This window comes from Brevibacillus choshinensis, from assembly GCF_001420695.1.
In the GTDB taxonomy this organism is placed as follows: domain Bacteria; phylum Bacillota; class Bacilli; order Brevibacillales; family Brevibacillaceae; genus Brevibacillus; species Brevibacillus choshinensis.
In genome coordinates, this window is record NZ_LJJB01000007.1 from 514294 (window position 1) to 538019 (window position 23726).

Below are 23726 nucleotides of genomic sequence, written 5' to 3' on the forward strand. Positions count from 1 at the left end.
GGGGACTTACTCATGGCAAAAGGTAAACTAATCATTGTCGGTGGTGGTTTGGCCGGCTTGATGGCTACCATCAAAGCAGCAGAAAAAGGCGTTCCCGTCGAGCTTTTCTCCCTGGTTCCGGTTAAACGGTCCCACTCCGTTTGTGCCCAAGGTGGTATTAACGGTGCGGTGAATACAAAAGGGGAAGGCGACTCCACTTGGGAGCACTTCGATGATACAGTTTATGGCGGAGACTTCTTGGCGAACCAACCGCCTGTAAAAGCAATGTGTGACGCAGCGCCGGGCATCATTTACATGCTGGACCGTATGGGTGTTATGTTCAACCGTACACCTGAAGGTTTGTTGGACTTCCGTCGTTTCGGGGGAACTCAACACCACCGTACAGCGTTTGCTGGTGCAACTACTGGTCAACAGTTGCTTTACGCACTGGACGAGCAAGTACGCCGCTACGAAGCGGAAGGTCTGGTAACCAAGTACGAATATTGGGATTTCCTCGGAGCCGTTTTGGACGACACAGGAACCTGTAAAGGGATCACTGCACAAAACATGCGTTCCGGTGAAATTCAATCCTTCCGTGCAGATGCTGTTATTTTGGCGACTGGCGGCCCTGGTATCATCTTTGGTAAATCGACGAACTCGATTATCAACACAGGTACAGCAGCATCTACTGCTTATCAACAAGGCGTTATTTATGCGAACGGCGAAATGATCCAAATTCACCCGACTGCTATCCCGGGCGACGACAAACTGCGTCTGATGTCCGAGTCTGCTCGTGGTGAAGGTGGACGTGTATGGACATATAAAGACGGTAAACCTTGGTACTTCCTGGAAGAAAAATATCCAGCGTACGGTAACCTGGTACCGCGTGACATCGCGACTCGCGAAATCTTCCATGTGTGCGTAGACATGAAGCTGGGCGTAAACGGTGAAAACACGGTATACCTCGATCTGTCTCACAAAGATCCAAAAGAACTCGATGTGAAATTGGGCGGTATCATCGAGATTTATGAGAAGTTCGTAGGGGATGACCCACGCAAAGTTCCGATGAAAATCTTCCCTGCTGTTCACTACTCGATGGGCGGTATGTGGGTAGATTACAACCAAATGACCAACATCCCTGGCTTGTTCGCTGCAGGTGAGTGCGATTATTCCCAACATGGTGCAAACCGTCTGGGCGCAAACTCCCTCCTGTCCGCGATCTATGGCGGTATGGTAGCTGGTCCAAAAGCGATTGAATACATGAACGGCCTGAAGCAATCTGCAAACGATCTGTCTTCTACACTCTTCGAAGGTTTCACCAAACAAGAGCAAACCAAATACGATAACATCCTGAAGATGGATGGTACCGAAAATGCTTACCTGATCCACAAGGAACTGGGTGAGTGGATGACAGACAACGTAACGGTAGTACGTTACAACGACCGTCTCCAAAGAACAGACGACAAAATCGTTGAGCTGATGGAACGCTACAAAAACATCAACATCAACGATACAAACAAATTCAGCAATGCTGGTGCATCGTTTACTCGTCACCTGTGGAACATGCTGGTTCTGTCTCGTGCGATCACAATCGGCGCGCTCAAGCGTGACGAGAGCCGTGGCGCTCACTACAAACCAGACTTCCCAGAACGCGATGACGATAACTTTATGAAAACGACGATGGCGAAGTTCAATGCAGAAACAACTGCGCCTGAAATCTACTACGAAGATATCGACGTTTCCCTGATCGCGCCACGTAAACGTGACTACACGTCTGAGAAAAAGCACTAAAAGATAGGAGGTAACTGATCATGGCAGAAAAATTAGTTCACCTGATTATTACACGTCAAGATAGCCCTGACAGCACTCCGTACAAGGAAGAGTTCAAAATCCCTTACCGTCCAAACATGAACGTAATCGGTGCACTGATGGAAATTCAGCGCAATCCGCTGACCGCTCAAGGCCAAAAAACGGCACCGGTAAACTGGGAATCGAACTGCTTGGAAGAAGTATGTGGTGCATGCTCGATGGTTATTAACGGAAGACCACGTCAAGCGTGCTCTTCCCTGATCGATAAGCTCGAACAACCTATCCGTCTGGAACCAATGAGCACATTCCCTGTTCAACGTGACTTGTCGGTAGACCGTAGCCGTATGTTCGATGCACTGAAACGGGTAAAAGCATGGGTTCCAATCGATGGTACACATGACCTCGGACCAGGACCACGTATGCCGGAAGTGGATCGTCAATGGGCGTACGAGCTGTCCAAGTGCATGACTTGTGGTGTTTGTCTGGAAGCTTGCCCGAACGTAAATGCGAAATCCGACTTTATCGGTCCGTTTGCGATCTCTCAAGTACGCCTGTTCAATGAGCATCCAACAGGTAAAATGAACAGACATGAGCGTCTGGAAGCGTTGATGGAAGACGGCGGTATCGGTGATTGCGGTAACTCGCAAAACTGCGTACAGGCATGCCCAAAAGGCATTCCACTGACAACTTCCATCGCCCACATGAACAAAGAAACAACCAAACATGCTGTGAAGAAATTCTTCTTCTCGTAATCGTTTGGGTAAAAAAAAGCGTGTAATCCGAATCTCGGGTTGCACGCTTTTTTGTACGATCGGAAAGAATAAAAATTCGAAGGATGATACTTTTCCCGACGGTGCCAGTTACCGTTCAATACTCTCTGACGGAAAAGGAAGCGACTTTCAGACTGCCTTGAAAGAGATAGAGAAATGGGTACAAAAATGGGGAAGCGCCGTGCAAGAATAAAGAAAAGCCAGCGACTCTAAAAAGAGCTGCTGGCTTTTGTTGCGATTTACGGATTTACGCATCGACCTGTGGGGTGTCATCTGCCTTCACTGGCTTGCTGATCGTAATCTTTCCGAGGAAAAACGTACAGATAGCACCGATCAGGACAAAGACCATACCGTACAGGAAGACGTGGTGCAACGACTCGACCATGGAAGACTTTAGAATCGGCAAGAGCGTATCGCGAATAGCCGCTGGAATCTGTGCCAATGTCTCCGGACTGTACATCATCGAGTAGAGACTTTGAGGATTTGTGGCAATCATGGATTCCATCTGCTGTACCATATCATGCGATTGCTCTGGGAGCTTCTCCAGATACGGAACAAGCTTGGCGTTTAAAAGACCGCTTGATTGAACATTCATCACAGCTCCGAGAATCGTCATCCCAAACGTTCCGCCAATCTGACGGAAGAATTGGCTGGACGAGGTCACGACACCCAGTTCTGATTTAGGGAACGATTCCTGTAGGGCAATGGTGATCAGTGGCATGACGAGACCCATACCAAGACCCAGCACGACCATGTAACTCATGGCACTCAGTTTTGTGGTATCGATACCCATGCCAGAGAGTAGCCAGAACCCGACGCTCATGGCGATCATACCAATCAACATTTGTGTCCGCATCCCGAGCTTATGCACCAAGCGCCCGCCGAAGATACTGGTCAGCATCATGGACAGCATCATCGGGATCATCACAGTACCCGACTCAGAAGCGCTAATTCCAACTACCCCTTGCATGAACAAGGGAACGAACATGATTGCTCCGAACATACCCACGGACATCAGAAAGCCGATCCCGGATAACAAGGAGAAGCTTTTGTTTTTAAAGAGACGTAGTGGCAGGATAGGCTCGCTAACTCTGGACTCGATGAGAATGAAGCTGGTCAAGAAGACGACAGCCGCCGCAAACAACGAGACGATTTGCCACGATCCCCATGCATAATCTTTTCCACCGAATGTGAGTCCAAGTAAAAGACTGACGACCCCGGCAATCATGGTGAACATGCCCCAGATATCAATTTTCACAGGTCCAGTCGCTTTGTAACTTTTCAAGGCAATGGAAATCAAGACAGTTGCGATGATCCCTACCGGCAGATTAATGTAGAAGACCCAACGCCAGTCGAGAGAATCGACGATCCAGCCACCGACTTGAGGGCCGACGATGGAGGAAAGTCCAAAGATGGCACCAAAAACCCCTTGCCATTTTGCCCGTTGCTCGCCGGTGAATATATCCCCGATAATAATCATCGCCATCGGCATCATGATCCCCCCGCCAATCCCTTGCAAGGCGCGGAAGAAAATCAACTGGTTCATCGTTTGGGCCATGCCGCACAGCATCGACCCTATCATGAAAATAACCAACCCCGTTACATAGACGGATTTGCGCCCGACCATGTCAGCCAGTTTCCCTGCAATCGGTACAACGGTAGTCGAAGTAAGCATATAGGCAGTGGTTAACCAAGTCATGACCCCTAAACCACCGAGCTCACCTACAATACGGGGCATCGCTGTCCCAACAATGGTTCCATCCAGCGCGGCAAAGAGCATCGCCACGAGTAATCCGACAATCAATAACCCTCGATTCTTCATTTGTTCTTCCAATTTCTATCACTCCTACTCTTGTTCAAAAAACATCTGGTTGTTTGGATGAAGGGAATGGGATAGTAACAAACGTAGCGTATGAAAAGGTAAACCTACTCCCTTTTTGGGGCGGGAGCCACCCGTGAGAGCTTTTCAAAGACATGAATCATGCTGCTCAGCTCTTCTTGTGTCAAATGGGACAAGTAATGCTTCAGGATTCCCTGTCTGTGTTTTTTCACCTGGCTCAACGTATCGCGACCGGATGCTGTGAGACTAATGTGGACAACCCGGCGATCGTGATCATCTCGGTCACGGACGACGAATTCGTGTTTATCTAATCGGTCGATCATGGCAGTGATGGCGCTTGGCTTGACCGCCATGGAATCTGCTAATTCACCGACCGTACATTTACCCTTTAGATCTAGCTGATGGAGAATGTAAAATTGGGGTCCGGTCAAGCCAAAGACTGGTTCAGACAATTGTGGACCCAAGACGCGCATGGTAGACCGTACAGCTTCCTGCAGGCGTTCCATCGCTTGGTTGGTATCGTGTTGCATAGCCTCAGCTCCTAGTCGAAGTCACACATTTTTCGTTGCGAATATTTCACGCAGCTAATAGTTAACGTGTTTAAATATATACGGAATTGATTGGCATGTCAACTACACATTTTCACTTCGGGGAATACCTTGGCGATTCCCAGTGAAAACTTAAATACAATGGAAGCTTTTCCAAAAAGGGGGCAAACGATGAGAAAACGAGTTTTCAGCTTAGGGTTGGCGTTGGTTTTGCTTCCCGCGACAACAGTGAACATTTCTCAGGTAAGAGCAGATTCCGAGGTTGATTCCTCTGCTTTTTACAATCAGGTTATGCAAGATTTACGAGGGACGGAGTGGCAGTCCTATACAGGAAGGTTGTCTGTCGCGATACAAAATGAGGTGCGGGCTTCTGCTGATGAGTGGTCACGTGCTAGTGATTCGTTTCTAGGGGAACAGGTGTCGTCAGCCTCGACTTCGACGCTGGATATGATCGAGGCTCCCAAAGCGTGGGAGGAGATTGGCGTGAAAGGCGAGGGCATGCTAGTTTCCGTAGTGGATACCGGGGTGAATCCAAAACATCCGGATATGCCTGCACCAAAGGAGAAGCGATTGGCTCAGCAAAAATCAGGCTCCACGCAAAAAGTGATTCCGGGCTTTAACTGGGCCGACCGCAATCAAGTAACCGTAGATGTAGGAGAGTCTCAGCATGGCGTGCATGTCTCGGGGATCATTGCAGCCAATGGAAAAATGAAAGGTGTTGCGCCAGAGGCACAAATCATGAGCCAAAAGGTCTTCTCGAACTATCAGGGAGAAGTACCTGGTCTAAGCGAGTCAATCTTGTTTGCGATTAACGATTCCGTCACCAAAAAAGCGGATGTCATTAATTTGAGCCTCGGCTCCTCAGCAGGATACGTGGACGAGTCGAATACGGAGCAGTATGCTGTCAAACGGGCGGTGGACAACGGTGTTATTGTGGTAGCCGCTGCGGGAAACGATGCTTACTTCGGTAGTAACAAGGTACGGGAGAAGAACCCCGATGTGTCCATGATTGGTTCTCCCGGTCTGACGCCAGATGCACTATCCGTAGCTTCCGTCAATGCGACGACACTGGCGGGTTACAGCTTTGGAGTGCAAGGCGTATCGGGGCTAGAGCGTGTCGTTTACCTGCACGGACATGTAGGGAGCGGTGCGGCGATTACACCAGTCTCTGAGTTGTTAAAGCCTTATCAGCTGGTTTATATGGGCAAAGGGAAGAAAGAGGACTACAATGTTTCCGTCAAAGGGAAGGTCGTGCTGTTGGAGCGAGGGGACATCTCGTTTGATGATAAGCTGCGACTCGCCAAGGAAGCCGGGGCTGTTGGAGCAGTCATCTACAATAATGAGACAGGTCCACTCCTGATCAGTGCGGAGCATTTGAAGCAGATTCCTGCTGTTTCTATTTTAAAGCAGATGGGCGAGCAGCTAGCCCAGGCTTTGAAAAAAGGAAAGAAAGTGACGATTACCTTTGATGGACAGTATGGGCAAAATCCTATGCCGTACCCGGATGGAGGAACGATGTCCGCGTTTTCCTCCTGGGGTCCGACGCCTGATCTGCAATTCAAGCCTGAGATTGCAGCTCCAGGCGGCGGCATTTTATCAACCGTTCGCGAGTCTGAGTATGCCGTGAAAAGCGGAACCTCCATGGCTACTCCACACGTGGCTGGAGGCATGGCCCTCTTAAAAGAGGCGTATCAAAAGCAAGGACGTGGACTGCAAGGCAGGGTGCTGGTCGAGACATTGAAGGCAGCAGCCATGAACACAGCGGAGCCTATCATTGACCCGCAGCAGGCTGTCTCGGTACTTGCTGAAAAAGCAAAGAAAAAAATGCCGTATAGCCCTCGTGTGCAAGGGGCTGGACTGATGCAGATTGTAAAAGCCATCCAGACGCCTGTCATCGTCGTAGATCGCAAGGGTAAAGCAGGTGTCTCACTTGGAGAGGTCGGAGAGAAAACCGAGTTTTCCTTGTTCGTGGACAACAAATTTGGGAAAAAACCCATTACGTATACGGTTCAGGACGAGTTTGGCGTGCTGACAGACTTGCGCAGAAATGGTGTGAACCTGCTGACAGAGACGAACATCGAGGGTGCCGGGCTGCAGTTTTCCAAGCAACAGGTCACGGTTGCTCCTGGAACCAAGGCAGAGGTAAAGGTGACACTAACCATCCCGAAGGAAGCCCAACGAAATCAATTTGTGGAGGGTTTCATCGCCTTCCAGCCTGATGAAAAAGAGCTTCCGAAGCTGCGTGTTCCTTATTACGGTTTTTATGGCGAATGGGATGAACCACGTGTGATGGATGAGCCGATGTGGGACGCAGGCAGTCAGGAAAAGCGTACGGGTATCAAAACGACCTGGTTCCACGACAAGCAAAATGACAAGTGGAAATACCGGGATTATCTCGGTGTAACAGGCGTAGGAGAAGACGGAACGGTTCAGATCGATCCGACCAAGATCGCCTTTTCCCCGAACGGAGATGGACACTTTGATACGGCAGCACCTTCCATTACGTTTCTGCGTAATGCCCGTCAGGTTGTCGTGGACGTCACCGATTCATCAGGCAAGCTGATCCGTTCTTTGACGCGAGTGGATCGAATCAGCAAATTCGATCAGTCCAAGCTAGGGACACCCTACTATTACACGGAACGGGAAGAATGGAGCTGGGATGGCAAAGCCTTTTCGTCCGAAAAAGGCATCTATGAAAAAGTTCCCGATGGCGCCTATCAATTTGTCATCAAGGCAAAAATTGATGGAAGAAACACCAACTGGCAAACACTTATCCTGCCGATTCGCGTAGATACCAAGCCGCCGGTGATATCCGCTTCACTATCCGGCAATCGTGTGCAATGGAGCAGTCGGGACAAGGACGTCCAAGGCTACGTGCTCTATGTGAATGGTAAAAAAGCAGGTGGACCTTACTCGAGCAACGTGTCCAGCACGATCATCAACCAGCCTGAAAAGCGGATGAGCGTCGTTGCCTATGACTTTGCCGGGAATATCAGTGTGGTGGACATTAACGGAAAAAGTGACACCGTCCCGCCATTCGTGGAATTCCCAGACGATCTATTCACCTACGTGAAAATATCCAAACAACCAGATATTGCGATCCGTGGGAAGGTCACAGGTGAAGATCTGCTCGATCGGGTGCGGTTGTCGATCAATAAAGCCCCGGTGAAGGTAGAGGCAGATGGAGCGTTCGAGACCATTTTGCATCTTCCGGAAGGGCTCAATTACGTCAATTACAGCGTACAGGATATGTACGGAAACACACGTCAGTTTACACAACGAGTGATTGTAGACACGACGGTGCCGCTCCTGCAGTTCCAAAACGACGGGACGGAAGATGTCTTGTTTGACGCCAACACCAAGCATGTGATGGTCCCCATCCGGTTTATGTATCGGGATCAGACATACAAAGGTCAAGTAGGCTTAAATGGGCAAATTGTCTCCAGCTTTGAAGAAGATCAGCTGGAAAAGCCGGTCCAAAAGAATTTGACACAGACGCTGGCACTCAAACAAGGGGAAAACCGAATCCTGATCGAGGCCAAGGACGGTGCTGGAAATCAAAATGCGCTCGTCGTATACGGTTATGTAGACGCGATTGCGGGTTCCGTCGTCTTGCATCAAGGTGAGCAGCGCTATACGTATCAGGCAAGGGCCATACCTGCTCCTACGGTGACCCTCACAGAAAAACTAGTGGACGCCAAATCCGGTGAGTCAGTCCCGATCAGCGGAAAAGTAACGGGTACTGGAGCCATTACGCTTACCGTCTCATACGGAGAACGTAAATTTCAAGCTGATATCAACGACCGCGGAGAATTTCGGTTTGTGCTCGATCAGGTCTTGGATGGAAAACACAAACTGACGATGAATGCCGTGGATTCATTGGGCAGAGAAGCACGAGCAGAACTGAATGTGAATGGAAAAAAACGGTAATCAATACACCCGGAGTAGCGTTTTCGATTGCTACTCCGGGTGTTCACCTGTATGGAGGAAAAACTCATGTTTTATCACGGGATAAAATGGGAATATGTGTGTAGGGAGTACCCGTTGCTATCGCCGCGGCGTACAGTGAAAAGAAAAAAGCAGGAACAATTGCTGGACAGGCTGCACTTGATGCAGCAGTTTGGTTTAGAACCTATTCATTTACTGGAAGCCGATGAGACTTACCCATCGTCACGTTGCATCCAGGAATGCCTGGCGTTTGGAGATACTGTCTTTGCCTTTGAGCGCTTGAGTCTCCCTATGTGGCAGTTAAGCAGTCATGAGGTAGGGGTAGAGGTGCTGGATTTACGAACTTGTGTGTACATTTTCACAAGTGATCCTGAGGCGAAAGTCGAAGTTCTCTTTCCCGGTGTTCCTTGTTTGTGTGACCAAATTCCTACAAAGTTTTTGTGAGACTCTTGATTCTGCCAAAAATCGACATTATGATAAGGCTATTACAGAGATAATTGCCCGGGAAAGGAAGATAGCTCAGATGAAAGACCATGATTTCTTGGATCCATTTCTTGAATCAGCTTCGTCCGTGATTCAGCAAGTCTGCAATGTCGGCATATCTCGTGGAGAAATGGCTGAAAAGGATTGGGTCTATCCGGAAAACCACACGTGGATTCGAATTGGAATGACAGGCCAATTGCAGGGGACCGTCTTTTTTGGATTGCAGGAAGAGTTAGCCTTGCGCATTGTTTCCGCCATGATGGGAGGCTTTCCCGTTCAGGAAATGGATGAACTGGGGAAGAGCGCGATATCTGAATTGGGCAATATGATCTCTGGGAATGCGAGTACGATCTTGTCCAATCGTGGTGTAGCTGTCGATATTACTCCTCCGCTATTTTTGCTGCAACAGGAAATGCAGAATATTACCGGTACATCACTTTCGGCGCCACTGGATCTGCACGATATGGGTCGGATGGAAATCCAGATGGTGGTAGTGGATTAGGACGGCAGAGGCCGTCTTTTTTATTATCCAGATTATGGATGTTGTTATGAGCAAAAAAAGTCGGAAAATATTGACGATTACCTGCACCATGCATTACTGTGATACTCATCGAAAGCAAGAGAATTCATTCTATACGTGAGGCTTTCCAAGGGGGAAACTGCAATGGCTGGATATGAATTTGGCGGAACGATTCTACCTGTAAAAGAAAGAGAGAAGACAAAAGATCGTTGGCTGAAGGAGAGGCTTGAGACTATCCTGCCCGCCATTATGGACAAGCATCAATTGGATGTGTGGGTCATCGTTGGGCGCGAGTATCACGAAGATCCCATCGTGGAAACACTTTTTCCAGCAGCCGTGGACAGCTCTCGTCGGTTGACATTGTTTGCCTTCTTCCTGAATGAAGACAAGACTGTAAATCGATATGTCATACATACCAATCCCGCTTTTGATCCCTTTTATGAAAGGGTATGGAAGCAAGCTGACGAAGATCAGTGGGAATGTTTGGCCCGACTCATAGATGAAAAGAACCCGAGGCAGATCGGGGTGAACATGTCCCAGCACTACAGCTTTTGCGATGGATTGTCGCATACGTTTTATGAAAAGCTACGGGAGGTCGTGGGGCAGGAATACGCAACAAGAGTAGTGAGTGCTGAAAAGGTAGCACTCGATTGGCTCGAAATTCGCAGCCCGGAAGAATTGGCCGCCTACCCTGCGGTCGCGGAGACTGCGAGGGGACTAGCTCAGGAAGCGTTGTCCAACAAGGTGATTCATCCGGGAATTACGACTACGACGGATGTTGTAGACTGGATTCGCCAGCGAGTCAACGATTTGGGAGTTCAGACCTCCTTTTATCCTACCGTTGATGTAGTCAGAAAAGGGGGAGATAGGCTGGAGGGAGTCGTTATTTTGCCTGGGGATGTCGTGCACATTGACTTTGGGATTCACTACTTGGGACTGGCAACGGATACACAACAGCTTGCATACGTGCTGCATGCCGGTGAGGAGGAAGCTCCCGAAGGCTTACTGGCTGCGATGCGGACAGCTATCCGAATGGAAGAGATCATCGCGGAAAATTTCGTAGAAGGACGGACGGGCAACGATATTTTTCAGAAAAGCGTGAAGCAGGCAAACCAGGAAGGCATTCAAGCCATGATCTATTCGCATCCACTAGGAAACCATTGTCATGCAGCGGGACCACTCATTGGCATGTACGACAAGCAGCAGGAGATACCGATCAGAGGTGAATTGGCCCTGCAAAACAACACCTGCTACGCCATGGAATTCAACATTCGTCAGTACATCCCTGAATGGGATCAGGAAATACCGGTTTATTTGGAAGAGCCGATTTCGTTTATCGCAAACAAGGTGCAGTATCTTGCAAAAAGCCAAATGGAATACTACTTGATTCGTTGAATCGATCATGTGAGAGACAGCTCCCGACTGGATTGGAGCTGCCTCTTTCTATGATCGTTATTCACCGCTAGTGAAGGTATCCAGAACTTTTAAATAATGTGGATTATACATAATGCCGAGGATATTACCAAAAGGGTCGATTACGGAAGCAGTGATGAACCCCTGTCCACGGTCAATGGGTGCGTCAAGCAGGGTAGCTCCCATGGAAAGTAACTTCTCAAAAGTTGCTTCCACATGGTCAACATGCCAATAGACGACAGCTCCACCAGTGCCAGCTGTTAAACCATCGGGCGCATAGCGGCTATCGATGATACCGAGCTCATGCTGGTAGTCGCCAAGGCGAAACTCGACGTATCCTAGGCGTTCAAAATAAGGAGCGAAGCCTAACAGCTCACTATACCATTTCGTAGCTGCTATCAAATCAGTTGCCCAAAAGCTGATAGTAGTGAGTCCTCGTAAAGTATTTGTCTGGCTCATCATCAATTACCTCCTAAATGGATGCTGTTCTAACTATTATGGTAATCTTTGACTACTGACAAAGGCTGTCAGTGGAGATGTTATCTGAAATATAAAAAAACATAAAATATTTTTGATTGTCTGGATGATTTTTTTTAGATAGTGTATTGTTGGAAATAGCAAGGGGGTATGAATGCTTGTCATATGTGAAACAACTGCTAGGAATGTTTTTCCTGGTCATCGCCGTCTGTGGCGGGCCGTTCATGCTGTATACAGTAAAGGAAGAAATCGTGTTTGCTCCGGAGAATGTAGTGGTGCGCACGGTATACCTGATCCAGCAAATAGCAGGGGGATCCCTGGGAACCTATTATTTAGGGGAGAATGAGAGAAGTATTGCAGAAGATATTTTTCCATTTGCTCTGAGTACGTTTGAGCTGCTATTTTCCAGTGTGTTGATTGCGGTGGTCGTGAGCCTCGTGTTTGGATTGTTCTTGCAACGCTTTGGGATGGTTCGCCATATCCAAAAAGGATTGGATCTGGTGGCTACGATTCCTGATTTTATTCTGATTTTTGTGTCGATTCTAGCGGCGATCGGATTTTACAAGCTGACCAATATCCGCATCATTACCTTGTCACCGACGAGCGACGCAGATAACAACTGGTTCCCGATGACGCTCTTGGCGATAGGTCCCACGATCTTTCTCATGAAAGTAATCAGTCTGAAATATACCCAGATTGGCGGAGAGGATTATATCAAGACAGCGCTGGCGAAAGGAATGGGAATCTGGCATGTGCTGATCCATCATGTGTACAAGAACATCAAGCCATTTTTACTGGCTGACTTGAAAAAAACGATCGCGATCACCGTCGCCAACCTGTTTATCGTCGAGTATTTACTCAATGTGGTCGGTCTGACGCGGTTTATTTTTAGTAAGAGCGGGGCGTATCAATTCAATGCAGCCGTCATGGGGTTATTAGGAATTATTTTATTGTCCATTCTCGTCTATCTCTTGATCCGTGTGATTTTGTACTTGTTTGAACGCGCGGTTGTTTATAAATAGTCGTTACTTTTATTGCCACGAGTGAGGTTGTTCTATGCGTAAACGAATGAATTGGTCATTATGGATCGGCGCTGTTCTGGTGCTGATCCTGGTCATCGTCGGAGTGATCGGACCTTATGTGGCTCCGTACGAGCTCGACTTCCAAGAAAAGCTGCGTAACGAGGTGGTCAACGGCAAGACGGTGATCATTTCCCCGCCGCTGCCACCGTCCAATGAGCACGTATTTGGTACGGACAAGTGGGGCTACGACATGCTGACCCTGCTGTTGCACGGAGCTCCTTACACTGTCTTCGTGACGTTGGCTGTTGCTCTCATCCGATTGGTCATTGGCACCGGAATTGGGTTGTATATTGGTGTACAGGACAAGCCTCAGCGCTGGTGGATGGCCATCGAAAATGCCTGGAGCTATATGCCGATTTTCATCCCCGTATATTTTCTCATCAAAGGGGTGAGCATCAACCCGCTCATGCCCACATCGACGCTGGTCGCACTGTTTATCGGTGTAGTCGCTGTGTTGGGTGCACCGAGTGTCGCTTCGTCTATTCGACAAAAGACCGAGCAGATCAAGGAAACTCAGTATGTACTGGCAGCGACATCACTTGGAGCGGGGCGTGAGCAGATTATTTTCCGGCACATTTTACCCCATTTAAAAGAGCAGCTCATCATCATCCTGGTGACGGAGATGGTCGCGATCATGACGTTGATGGGGCTTTTAGGAATGTTTGATCTGTTCGTCGGTGGCACAAAAATGACGACGGACCCAGTTTTGTACCACTCCATCACGCATGAGTGGGCTGGATTACTTGGATCCTATCGAGGATTTGTATACAGCAACTACACGTGGATCTTTCTCACGCCTTTGATGGCATTTGTCTGGGCAATCGGCTCCTTTACGCTATTGGCAAAAGGACTCCGGGAAAAATTCGAGCAGACTTACCATCGCACGCCATTTATCTAGAAGCAAAGCCCTGGATCATACTGGATCCGGGGTTTTTTCTGTGTGAGGAGCGTTAAACGAGGTTGAAAAGAAGTGAAAAAGAACGGGAGCAGTACAGGTGTCAGCTGAATAGACTGAAGTGTCGGGGGCGGTGTTGGCCTTGGGTTCCGACGCCAGCTTCCTTTTACACTGGCGGCCATCGTCGTCCTGGCGTGCAACGAGTTCGCGGCGCCTGCCGAACTTTACCGAAAAATGAAATCGCACGAATCTTAGGCTCGAAACATGGTTCTCGAAAATGAGACAGCAGAGATGTAGGTGTTCGGAACCCATTGCCCATTTTTTGAATAGGATGTATGGCAAAAGCCTAAAATCCTTGAAATTCCGGCACCATCACCCACCCCCCATCATAGGATAAGGTGACTCTGTAATCCCTCAACCTTGTTCCTGTAGAGCCCACAAGGAGGGGTGGCACGATTGAAGGGTAGCGACCAAACCAAGCCGTTGTTAACGAATCGCGAAAGAGAAGTGTTTGAACTCTTGGTCCAAGATAAGACAACCAAAGAGATTGCCGGACAACTCTTCATCAGCGAAAAGACTGTACGCAATCACATTAGCAATGTTATGCAAAAATTAGGTGTCAAAGGTCGATCTCAGGCAGTAGTCGAACTTGTTCGACTTGGTGAACTAGAGATTTGAACCCAGTCCACCCAGCCTCCCTTTTCTTCCCATGGTCGGAAGGGAGGTTTTTTTATTTTCTGGGTGCGGCTTACATTAAACCTGATGAACATGCTCATGCAAAGGAATGGAGTAAATTTGCACAAGTGTGCGAACATAAAAAGAGTGCCATCCCCATACATAATGCGTGAAGATCTCAGTAGTTTGTACCTTAACGTATAAACAAAAAGTGAGAGTAATCCCAAAACGAAGAGATAGAAGACTATCAAAACGATGTAGAAATGAATGGCGACACGATTAAAATCATTTGCCAGTTTCGCTGAGCCAGTTGTGAGCATTGCGCCTGACAGGGGGTCTTGTCTTACATTTATAAAAGCGTCACCGGCGATAAGGGCACGTTCTTCTTCTCGAAAAAAGAAACATGGCCAGGGGGGTGTCTAGGAACCATTCGCCTGCAGCATTGATGAAACAGACGTTCACCACTTGAATACATAAGCAGTACAGATCTGGTGTGACGTTCTGTCCAAGACCGCTTGTGACCGATCCCGTATGGCACAAACATCATTCTTCCTAGATGGTCACTCTAGTAGCAGAATCTTGGAAATAGCTCCCTTGTTTAGAACACGATCCTTTCACCTATTGACACATCATCCGGAGGAGTTTATATTTTGACTGACAAGAAAGTCAATCAAAAATCGAGCGGGAGGGGAATGACTCGTGCCTCGCACGAAAGAGCAGAACGAAGAGATACGTCTTCGGCGAAAAGAAGAAATTATGAAGGGCGCTCTGAGCGTTTATGTGGAAAATGGTTACGCCGCGGCAGATATCGGGGATGTTGCTGAACGTGCCGGGGTAGCTAGAGGGCTGGTGTATTACTACTACAAAGATAAGCGATCGCTGTTTCGAGATCTGTTTATGCATATGTTTCAGTTGTCCAACTTACACACCCGCAAGCATTTTTCACAGGAAGGAACAGCGGTAGAGCTGTGTGCGAAATTTGCTACCGTCATGTATCAAAATCTATTCGAGAACTCCGAGCACGTCCTATTTTTTTTCCGAATGCGCCTAGATCTGCAAGAGTTGTTCACAAAAGAAGAATTGCACAACCTCTTGTGGCGTGATAACAATTTGCAGGTCGTAGTGGAGACGCTCCAAAAAGGAATGGAGGCAGGGCAAATCCGGCTTATGTCCCCTGAGTTGCTGACGGAACAATATTGGGGTGCTATTATGCACGGGATGGGCTTCTTGAAAAGGAAAAGGGAAGCGTTGCTCAAACAAGGTAAAACCATGGAAGAGGCCGAGCAGCTTCTCAAGCCTGAAGTAGAAGACGCGACGAGAACCTGCGCCGCGATAATCAGTCTGAATGTACCATCATAGTTCAATCCATACCGGAGGGTGGTTCTTTTGCTAAAATTACTGCGTTTCTTGCGGCCTTACCGGTATATGGTCGTGATGACCATGGTATTTGTGCTGCTTCAATCGATTGCGAATCTGTATTTGCCGACGTTGATGTCCGACATCGTCAACGAAGGGATCGTCAAAGAGAACACAGGCTATATATGGAAAATCGGTGGGCTGATGCTGCTAGTATCTGCAGTAGGGGCAGCGTTATCTGTCGCCGCCAGCTATTTGTCCTCCCGAGCCGCTTCTGGTTTTGGGATGAGACTTCGCAGCAGCGTATTTAGCCACATTGAAAAATTCTCTCTTCAGGAATTCGACAAGCTGGGTACGGCATCGCTGATTACCCGGACGACAAATGATATTACGCAAGTCCAACAAGTGTTGAACATGATGTTGCGGATGATGGTCATGGCGCCAATGATGTGTATCGGTGGGATTATTATGGCCTTGTCCAAGGATACTCATCTGTCTCTCGTCATCATTGTGGCAATCCCGATCCTGGCTTTGGCGATTTTCTGGATTGGGTCCAAAGGAATTCCGTATTTCAAAGCGATGCAGACCAAGATCGATAGGCTGAACCTGGTTCTGCGTGAATATTTGACGGGAATTCGCGTCGTCCGTGCTTTTAATCGGACGGAACATGAGCAGGACCGTTTCAATCAGGCGAACGAAGACTTGACTGAGACGGCAATCAAAGCCAATCAAATTATGGCAGGTATGATGCCGATCATGATGTTGATGATGAACGTGACTTCGATTGCCATCATTTGGTTCGGTGGCTTGCGCATCAGTACAGGTCACATGCAGGTCGGCGATTTAATGGCGTTTTTGCAATATGCGATGCAAATTCTTTTCTCGCTCATGATGGCTTCTATGATGTTCAGCATGGTCCCGAGGGCTTCCGCATCTGCGGTCAGGATTCATGAAGTGCTCGCGACTGATCCAGTGATTCTCGACAGTGAAAAGGCTGGAGCAACAGAAGCAGACACTTGGGGACAAGTGACATTTGATCAGGTGACGTTCCGCTATCCAGGTGCAGAGAAGCCTGCTCTGTCTTCCATTTCGTTTACAGCTATGCCGGGTCAAGTAACGGCAATCATCGGGGGGACTGGCTCCGGTAAATCGACGCTTGTCAGTCTGATCCCGCGTTTCTATGATATCGAGAGTGGAAGTGTCCGCATAGGAAATACGGATGTGCGGGATATGTCCCAAAGTACGCTTCGCTCTAAAATCGGGTTCGTACCACAAAAGGCGCTGCTCTTTACGGGAACGATCGCGGACAACATTCGTTATGGAAAAGAAGAGGCGACCGATGAGGAAGTCAACCATGCTGCGCAGGTCGCACAGGCTTCGGATTTTATCGCTGGCATGAAGGATGGGATCCATACCGTTCTTGCGCAAGGTGGGGCGAACCTGTCTGGGGGACAAAAACAACGATTGTCTATCGCTCGAGCCCTAGTGCGTAAGCCAGATGTGTACGTATTCGACGATAGCTTTTCCGCCCTTGATTTCAAGACAGATGCCAAGCTGCGTGCTGCGTTGAAACATGAAACGGGGGAAGCGACGGTCATAATTGTCGCTCAGCGGGTGAATACAGTCATGGATGCTGATCAGATTGTCGTGCTGGAGGAAGGCGAAGTCGCAGGTATCGGTACTCACCAGGAATTGCTCGCGAACAGTCGTATATACAAGGAAATTGTGAAATCCCAGCTGACGGAGGAGGAAATCGCATGAGTGAAGAACAACGGCGCACACCTCCCGGACCTCCAGGAGCGGGACCAGGACCAGGAGCGCAGAGACCGATGGGATTTGGTGGACCAGGGATGCTGACCATGCCTGGCCAAAAAGCAAAAAACTTTAAGGGAACACTGCGTCGCCTGCTCGGCTATCTAAAGCCATTTCGGCTGAAGCTGGTGGTCGTGTTTTTGACAGCTGCGCTTAGCACGGTCTTTAGCATTCTCAGCCCAAAATTGCTCGGGAATGCAACAACGACCATTTTCGAAGGCTTTATGGGAAAAGTAAAAGGAGTGCCAGGGGCGACATTTGATTTTTCTGCTGTGTGGCAAATCGTTTTGACCTTGATCGTACTCTATCTCTTTTCGTCGCTATTTGCGTACATTCAACAGTACCTCATGGCGGGAGTGGCGCAGAAGATTGTTTATGCGCTGCGAAAAGAAGTGAATGAAAAGCTGGCAAGATTACCACTAAAATACTTTGATGGGCGTACCCACGGAGAAGTCATGAGTCGGGTAGTCAATGATGTGGATACGATCAGTGGGACGTTGCAGCAAAGCCTGACCCAGATGATTACCTCTGTCATAACACTGATCGGTGTGATCATCATGATGCTGACCATAAGCCCACTCATGACTCTCATCGTGATAGTTACCCTTCCACTCAGCTTTGTGGTCATCAAGCAGGTGGCCTCTCGTTCCATGCCCCATTTCAAAGGACAGCAGCAGGCTCTCGGAGCGTTAAACGGCCACGTCGAAGAAATGTACACAGGGCATAAAATTGTCAAAGCGTTTGGTCGTGAAAAAAGAGCGATTGAAAAATTCGATTCGATCAACGAGCGCTTGTACGAGTCCGGCTGGAAGGCTCAATTTATCGCCGGAATCATGATGCCGCTTATGATGTTCGTGGGGAATATCGGTTACGTGCTCGTCTGTGTAGTCGGCGGGATCCTTGTGACGCGTGGTAGTATTTCCATCGGGGACGTGCAGGCATTTATCCAGTACGCCCAACAATTTTCACAACCGATTACGCAAACGGCCAACATTGCGAACATCATTCAATCCACGCTTGTTTCTGCGGAGCGGATTTTCGAAATTCTCGATGAACCAGAGGAATTGGAGGATACCGTCTCCCCTGTTGCTTCTTCTGGCCAAGAAGGACATGTGAAATTTGAAAATGTCTCCTTTGGCTACAAAGAGAGTGAACCGCTCATCCGAAATATGAACATCGATGTTAGTCCAGGCATGACTGTGGCCATTGTCGGTCCGACTGGGGCTGGCAAGACGACGCTCGTCAACCTGCTCATGCGATTCTATGAGATCGGAGACGGACGGATCACGATCGATGGACAGGATATCCGCAGCCTGCCGCGTGGGGAGCTGAGAAGCAAGTTCGGGATGGTGCTGCAAGATACGTGGCTGTTCAATGGCACGATCAAGGAGAATATCGCCTACGGTCGGGCAGGAGCGAGTGAAGCGGAGATCGCGCAAGCAGCTCGAGCAGCACATGCTGACCATTTCGTGCGCACACTGCCGGAAGGGTACGAGACGGTACTCAACGAAGAGGCGTCGAATATTTCACAGGGGCAGAAGCAGCTATTGACCATTGCTAGAGCTTTTCTAGCTGATCCTTCCATCCTGATTCTTGACGAGGCGACGAGCAGCGTCGACACTCGGACAGAAGTGCTGATCCAAAAAGCGATGGCAGGTCTGATGGAGGGTAGAACGAGCTTTGTCATCGCGCACCGACTCTCGACGATTCGCGACGCTGATTTGATTCTCGTTATGAATGAAGGAACCGTCATCGAGCAAGGAAATCATGAAGAGCTGCTCGAAAAGGGCGGATTCTACGCAGACTTGTATAATAGCCAGTTTGCGCAAAGCAACATCCAGCAGGTTGGCTAAAAGAAAATGAACCGATTCAGCAAAAAAACCACCCTGAGTAAAAGGTGGTTTTTTTGCTGGATATCAAATTTGAGAACGATAAGCAGCAGCAAGCCCTCGCTAACATAACGAGGGCTTGTAGTATGAATTAGTTCGTATCAGTAGCAGTTTCTGCGTCTGTATCATCGGTAGAGGCAGAATCCTGGTCTTCTTCATTTGTTTCGTCTGACACCTGTAAGTCGTCAATGATGACGATCTTTCCTTCTTCTTGCCAATCTACGTTGGCTTTAAATTGTTCACTGATAAAACGAAGAGGTAGGAATGCACGACCATTTTTCAGAACGGGTGCGATATCCAGTGTAATAGTCTTTCCATCCACGGTTGCTTCTTTTTTATCCAAATAAAGCGTGATGGACTGTTCGCCACGTGTAATGATGACAGTACGTGTATCAGCATCCCATTTCACGTCTGCCTTCAGAGCGGAGCTAATGGCTCTTACAGGTACCAAAGCTCTTCCATCTTTTACGAAAGGTGCTACATCGGTTTGAACCAGTTGGCCGTCAACAAAGGCTTTCACTTCTGTTTCTCCCGTCGATTCTAGGAGTTCGCCAAGTTTTTTGAAAGGTGTGTGATCTCCTTCTAGATGCGTATGTACGTTGTTTGTGCATGTTATTGAGGGGGAGGTAGAGGGAAAAGTTGCTTATTGTGATGCCATTAATACTCACAAACCTCCGATCGATTTCCATCGCGATCATAGAAAGCAAAGTACTTGGCTCCATATTCGCTGATTTCTTCGACCTTAACGCCATGAGAGACTAAATGGTCGTATGCTGCCTCTGCACCAGGTACATAAAAATTGAATGCGCAATGTCTGGGCAAATACTCATTTTCATCGTTCGTCAGAAACAACGTGATCGACGTATCGGAAAAAGTGACACTCTGATATTCGCCCTTTTCACTTCGCCATCCCGGAGAGCCTCCTAGTACAGTGACATACCAATCCAGGGCTTGTTCGATATTGCGGGTAGGGACAAAAACGGTATCAATGCGCTTAAAAAGGTTTGACATGGGACACGCTCCTTTTTATTCGTTGAGAAGTAGAAATGTGGCTTTCAATTGCCCTTATGACCTTCCAATCAAAATGTGTTCTTCCACCTCTGTTCCACGGGCGTCAGAAAACCCCTTGTCCTCGCCTTTTTTGAATTAACCAATTTTACGTTTCTTGCATATGGAAGTTTCTGTTAAAGTTAAATAAATCCGTAGCAACGACAAAGGATGCATAGAAAGATGAGGGAAGCTTACATGAATCTGAAGACTTTGACCGAAGCAGAGTCAAACGAAATCATCACTTGGAAATACCCTGAACCATACTCCTTCTATCATTTTGAAGACAATGAGGAAGTAAAGCAGGAGCTGCTGGATGGAACGTACTTTTCTGTGCGTGACGTCACAGGTCAACTCATTGGGTTCTTTTGCTTTGGAAAGAATGCACAGGTGCCAGTGGGAAGAGAGACAGGTCTATACGAAGGCGAAAATGTGTGGGACCTTGGGCTTGGGATGAAACCGGAGCTAACAGGTCAAGGGTTCGGGCAGACCTTTCTAAACTGGGGGATTGACTTTGCGCTGCAGCATTACTCACCGAGTCAATTGCGACTGAGTGTAGCAGCATTTAACCAAAGAGCGATCAGGCTATATTCGAAGGTTGGCTTTCGGGAAGTAGGGTCCTTTCATAACAAGGATGTTTTGTTTCTCGTGATGACAATGGACGTATAGGTTTATAGAAGTTGGGATGAACTCAGGTCACCAACTTGAACACGAGAATAAGACCGCCTACGAATACACATGCACAAACAAAGTATGCAAACCAACGAATCGGCTTCTTTTCTTTCTTGAGCATTTTTGTGTGGAGAGCTTTCATTCATGGAGAGGTTCTCCCCTTTCCGAAAAGTGTGTCCCTTCTACATACGAATGGGAAAGGAATTCGTTTCCAATGCCTCTATTATTGGCCTTTCGACTCATAGGGTTTTCCCCTTCTCTTCATGTATGATGGTGACATGGTACCATTTGGCAGGATAATCGGGTCGAATGGAGGAGAAAGAGGAGGGTAAGGGGTCACCGTATGGGCAAGAAAAACAAAAACAAAATCACTCTGAGCGTCATCGCTCTTGTCGTGCTGGTTGTTGTAGCGGGTCTAGTCGGGAGTCGACTATTCGGAGGAGTTTCCGTCGCAGAAGGCTATTGGTACGAAGAAGAGAATCGAATCATTTTTGCCAAAGTAACACCGGACTCTGACCAGACAAAGGTGGAGGTCATCGACACGTATGTAGAGACACAGGATAGTGTTCCCGCCATCAAAACCGATACGCACACGTATACGGGAAGTATGGATGGAGACAAGCTGGCGTTAAAGCCGCAGTCCGGAGAGGGCGTAAACGCCACCGTCAGTGCGAAAGAGCTGGTATTCCTGAGCCCTTTAAAAGACGGAGGACAAGCTCCGCCAAAGCTCGTAGCTACTCAGCCCGCACTCTATCAGAAGCAATTGGAAACGATGACGAAGCGGATCAATGAACTGGCAGAGGTGAAGAAAAAAGAGGTCGCAGAGAAACGAGCAAAGGAAGAAGCGAGAGTCCAATTTGCCCAGAAGGTGGAAAAGACGGGCAGGCTGGAAGCAGACCTCGTAGAAAATGCGCAATATTTGACAGACTTGCAGTTCTCAGACGAAGCTTCTGTGTACCAGGACCACGTGACCGAACTGCAGGGACTTTTGGATGAAATCAAACTGTACGCGGGGCAGCCGGCGTTGCAAAAAACCGAGTATGAGGTCATGAAGGAAACGGTGGGAGCCATGAAGGTCCTCGTAGTTGGCATGCAGTCGATGGACGCAAGTGTCAAAGACAAGAAAAAGCGTATGACGGATATTATGAGCGTCCTAGAAACGGATGTGGCAGATACAAAAACGACCTGGGAGGAAATCAAGGGAAGTGTTCCTAATCCCGATGATCGCCAAAAGTCGTTTAATGCCGCAGTGAAGACAGCTACAGAAGCGATGGAGCAGGCAAAGCAACGCATGACAGCGATAGACAATGAAAAGGCGGCTGCTACACAAAAGGCGTCGAAGCTGTATGGAGATGCGAACGCTCTCCTGAGCAAGGTAGCGCCGAAATAAAGCAAGCTTTGTCCCTCTTTCTCACTGTTGTTGGTAGAGAAGGAGGGTTTTTCATTGCAGCGATATAGGGTTTTCATATCGACTTACTTGTATTATTCTTAAGAGAGAATATATCGTCTCAACCAGTGTCTTCGTAGGAGGTTCATAATGAGCGTCTATCAAAATATAACCGAGTTGATCGGAAATACCCCTCTCGTACGAATCAATCGGATCGTTCCGGCTGGAGCGGCAGAGGTATATGTGAAGCTGGAGAAGCTGAATCCATCCGGTAGTGTAAAAGACCGGGCAGCCTACAATCTGATTTTGAAGGCGGAACAGGCCGGATTGATCGAGCCAGGAGATACGATTATCGAGCCGACGAGTGGAAATACAGGCATCGGACTTGCGATGAACGCTGCGGCCAAAGGCTATAAAGCGATCCTCGTCATGCCGGACAACATGTCCAAGGAACGAATCAACCTGTTGAAAGCGTACGGGGCACAGGTTGTGCTGACCCCGAGCGAATTGCGGATGCCGGGAGCGATCGCGAAAGCGGAAGAGCTGCAAAAAGAAATCCCACGCAGCTTCATTCCCCAGCAATTTGAGAACAAGGCTAATCCCGATATTCATCGAGTGACGACAGCAAAGGAGATCTATGAGCAGCTGGATGGGCAGCTGGACTCTTTCGTAGCGACAGCGGGAACGGGAGGCACGATTACGGGAACCGGAGAGGCTTTGCGCGAAAAGCTACCGGATCTGTATATCACCGTAGTGGAACCAAAAGGCTCTCCTGTCTTGTCCGGAGGCAAACCAGGTCCGCACAAGCTGGTCGGCACCAGCCCTGGCTTCGTCCCGAAAATTCTCAACACCAGCATTTACAACGAGATCATGCAAATTGCCGATGAGGATGCGTTGCAGACAATGAAGCTTCTTGGTGCTAAAGAAGGCATTCTGGTAGGTCCGTCCTCAGGTGCATCCGTCTTTGCAGCTATTGAGGTGGCGAAGCGACTCGGTGAGGGTAAACGAGTCGTGTGTATCGCACCGGATTCGGGAGAGCGATACTTGAGTATGAATTTCTTCTAGTCAAAATATAAAGCGGGCAGGGAGCGATCAGCTCTTCTGCCCGTTTTTTCATACATATT

20 protein-coding genes and 1 pseudogene are annotated in these 23726 nt (G+C 48.4%); 15 read left to right on the forward strand and 6 right to left on the reverse strand.

Going from position 1 to position 23726, the window contains the following annotated elements:
- Nucleotides 1–12 precede the first annotated feature (12 nt).
- Both sdhA and sdhB read left to right on the forward strand, forming a co-directional pair.
- Complete coding sequence (sdhA, locus tag AN963_RS02455; protein ID WP_055742979.1) at nt 13–1770, forward strand: succinate dehydrogenase flavoprotein subunit; 1758 nt, start codon at nt 13–15, stop codon at nt 1768–1770.
- A 20-nt stretch (nt 1771–1790) separates the two neighbouring features.
- Nucleotides 1791–2540, forward strand: a complete 750-nt coding sequence (gene sdhB, locus AN963_RS02460; RefSeq protein WP_055742980.1) for a succinate dehydrogenase iron-sulfur subunit — start codon at nt 1791–1793, stop codon at nt 2538–2540.
- A gap of 265 nt (nt 2541–2805) precedes the next feature.
- Here the strand turns inward: sdhB and AN963_RS02465 are convergent, their stop codons facing one another.
- Nucleotides 2806–4392: an MDR family MFS transporter gene (locus AN963_RS02465; RefSeq protein ID WP_055742981.1), complete on the reverse strand. Its 1587-nt coding sequence runs from the start codon at nt 4390–4392 to the stop codon at nt 2806–2808.
- Nucleotides 4393–4484: 92 nt separating this feature from the next.
- A complete protein-coding gene (locus tag AN963_RS02470; protein ID WP_055742982.1) occupies nt 4485–4928 on the reverse strand; it encodes a MarR family winged helix-turn-helix transcriptional regulator in 444 nt (147 codons plus the stop codon).
- 189 nt (nt 4929–5117) lie between these two features.
- Between AN963_RS02470 and AN963_RS02475 the strand changes: the two genes are divergently transcribed.
- From AN963_RS02475 to AN963_RS02490, 4 genes are all read left to right on the forward strand, one after another.
- The gene (locus tag AN963_RS02475) at nt 5118–8876 is read left to right on the forward strand and encodes a S8 family serine peptidase (protein ID WP_055742983.1); all 3759 of its coding nucleotides are present in this window, start codon (nt 5118–5120) and stop codon (nt 8874–8876) included.
- A 66-nt stretch (nt 8877–8942) separates the two neighbouring features.
- Entirely contained in the window at nt 8943–9338 is a 396-nt protein-coding gene (locus tag AN963_RS02480) for a hypothetical protein (protein WP_055742984.1), read from the forward strand.
- 79 nt (nt 9339–9417) lie between these two features.
- The gene (locus AN963_RS02485) at nt 9418–9879 is read left to right on the forward strand and encodes a chemotaxis protein CheX (RefSeq protein WP_055742985.1); all 462 of its coding nucleotides are present in this window, start codon (nt 9418–9420) and stop codon (nt 9877–9879) included.
- Between the two features lie 162 nt (nt 9880–10041).
- Entirely contained in the window at nt 10042–11292 is a 1251-nt protein-coding gene (locus AN963_RS02490) for a M24 family metallopeptidase (protein WP_055742986.1), read from the forward strand.
- Nucleotides 11293–11349: 57 nt separating this feature from the next.
- On the opposite strand, the gene AN963_RS02495 is transcribed toward AN963_RS02490, so the two are convergent.
- A complete protein-coding gene (locus tag AN963_RS02495; RefSeq protein WP_055744417.1) occupies nt 11350–11769 on the reverse strand; it encodes a VOC family protein in 420 nt (139 codons plus the stop codon).
- 176 nt (nt 11770–11945) lie between these two features.
- On the opposite strand from AN963_RS02495, the gene AN963_RS02500 reads away from it, so the two are divergent.
- The 3 genes from AN963_RS02500 (at nt 11946) to AN963_RS02510 (ending at nt 14442) form a co-directional block, all read left to right on the forward strand.
- Entirely contained in the window at nt 11946–12809 is an 864-nt protein-coding gene (locus AN963_RS02500; RefSeq protein ID WP_055742987.1) for an ABC transporter permease subunit, read from the forward strand.
- Nucleotides 12810–12843: 34 nt separating this feature from the next.
- Nucleotides 12844–13767, forward strand: a complete 924-nt coding sequence (locus AN963_RS02505; RefSeq protein WP_055742988.1) for an ABC transporter permease — start codon at nt 12844–12846, stop codon at nt 13765–13767.
- 453 nt (nt 13768–14220) lie between these two features.
- Nucleotides 14221–14442 carry a helix-turn-helix domain-containing protein gene (locus AN963_RS02510; RefSeq protein ID WP_003387736.1) on the forward strand — a complete coding sequence of 74 codons (222 nt, stop codon included), beginning with the start codon at nt 14221–14223 and terminating at the stop codon, nt 14440–14442.
- 326 nt (nt 14443–14768) lie between these two features.
- Here the strand turns inward: AN963_RS02510 and AN963_RS32425 are convergent.
- A pseudogene (locus AN963_RS32425) lies at nt 14769–14863 on the reverse strand (MBL fold metallo-hydrolase); the annotation flags it as partial.
- Nucleotides 14864–15138: 275 nt separating this feature from the next.
- Between AN963_RS32425 and AN963_RS02515 the strand changes: the two are divergent.
- From AN963_RS02515 to AN963_RS02525, 3 genes are read left to right on the forward strand one after another with little or no spacing between them, the layout of a single operon-like run.
- Nucleotides 15139–15798: a TetR/AcrR family transcriptional regulator gene (locus tag AN963_RS02515; protein ID WP_055742989.1), complete on the forward strand. Its 660-nt coding sequence runs from the start codon at nt 15139–15141 to the stop codon at nt 15796–15798.
- Between the two features lie 27 nt (nt 15799–15825).
- A complete protein-coding gene (locus AN963_RS02520) occupies nt 15826–17556 on the forward strand; it encodes an ABC transporter ATP-binding protein (protein ID WP_055742990.1) in 1731 nt (576 codons plus the stop codon).
- On the forward strand, nt 17553–19460 hold the full coding sequence (locus AN963_RS02525) for an ABC transporter ATP-binding protein (RefSeq protein WP_201783696.1): 1908 nt from the start codon (nt 17553–17555) through the stop codon (nt 19458–19460). The genes AN963_RS02520 and AN963_RS02525 overlap by 4 nt, the downstream gene beginning before the upstream one ends.
- Nucleotides 19461–19587: 127 nt before the next feature.
- Here the strand turns inward: AN963_RS02525 and AN963_RS02530 are convergent, their stop codons facing one another.
- Together AN963_RS02530 and AN963_RS02535 are read right to left on the reverse strand one after the other, a co-directional pair.
- Complete coding sequence (locus AN963_RS02530) at nt 19588–20016, reverse strand: copper amine oxidase N-terminal domain-containing protein (protein WP_236707857.1); 429 nt, start codon at nt 20014–20016, stop codon at nt 19588–19590.
- Between the two features lie 137 nt (nt 20017–20153).
- Nucleotides 20154–20507, reverse strand: a complete 354-nt coding sequence (locus tag AN963_RS02535; protein WP_055742991.1) for a VOC family protein — start codon at nt 20505–20507, stop codon at nt 20154–20156.
- A 234-nt stretch (nt 20508–20741) separates the two neighbouring features.
- On the opposite strand from AN963_RS02535, the gene AN963_RS02540 reads away from it, so the two are divergent.
- From AN963_RS02540 to cysK, 3 genes are all read left to right on the forward strand, one after another.
- The gene (locus tag AN963_RS02540) at nt 20742–21212 is read left to right on the forward strand and encodes a GNAT family N-acetyltransferase (RefSeq protein WP_055744419.1); all 471 of its coding nucleotides are present in this window, start codon (nt 20742–20744) and stop codon (nt 21210–21212) included.
- Nucleotides 21213–21558: 346 nt separating this feature from the next.
- Nucleotides 21559–22605, forward strand: coding sequence for a hypothetical protein (locus tag AN963_RS02545; RefSeq protein WP_055742992.1), 1047 nt, complete (start codon nt 21559–21561; stop codon nt 22603–22605).
- A 147-nt stretch (nt 22606–22752) separates the two neighbouring features.
- The gene (cysK, locus tag AN963_RS02550) at nt 22753–23667 is read left to right on the forward strand and encodes a cysteine synthase A (RefSeq protein WP_055742993.1); all 915 of its coding nucleotides are present in this window, start codon (nt 22753–22755) and stop codon (nt 23665–23667) included.
- Nucleotides 23668–23726: the final 59 nt, after the last annotated feature.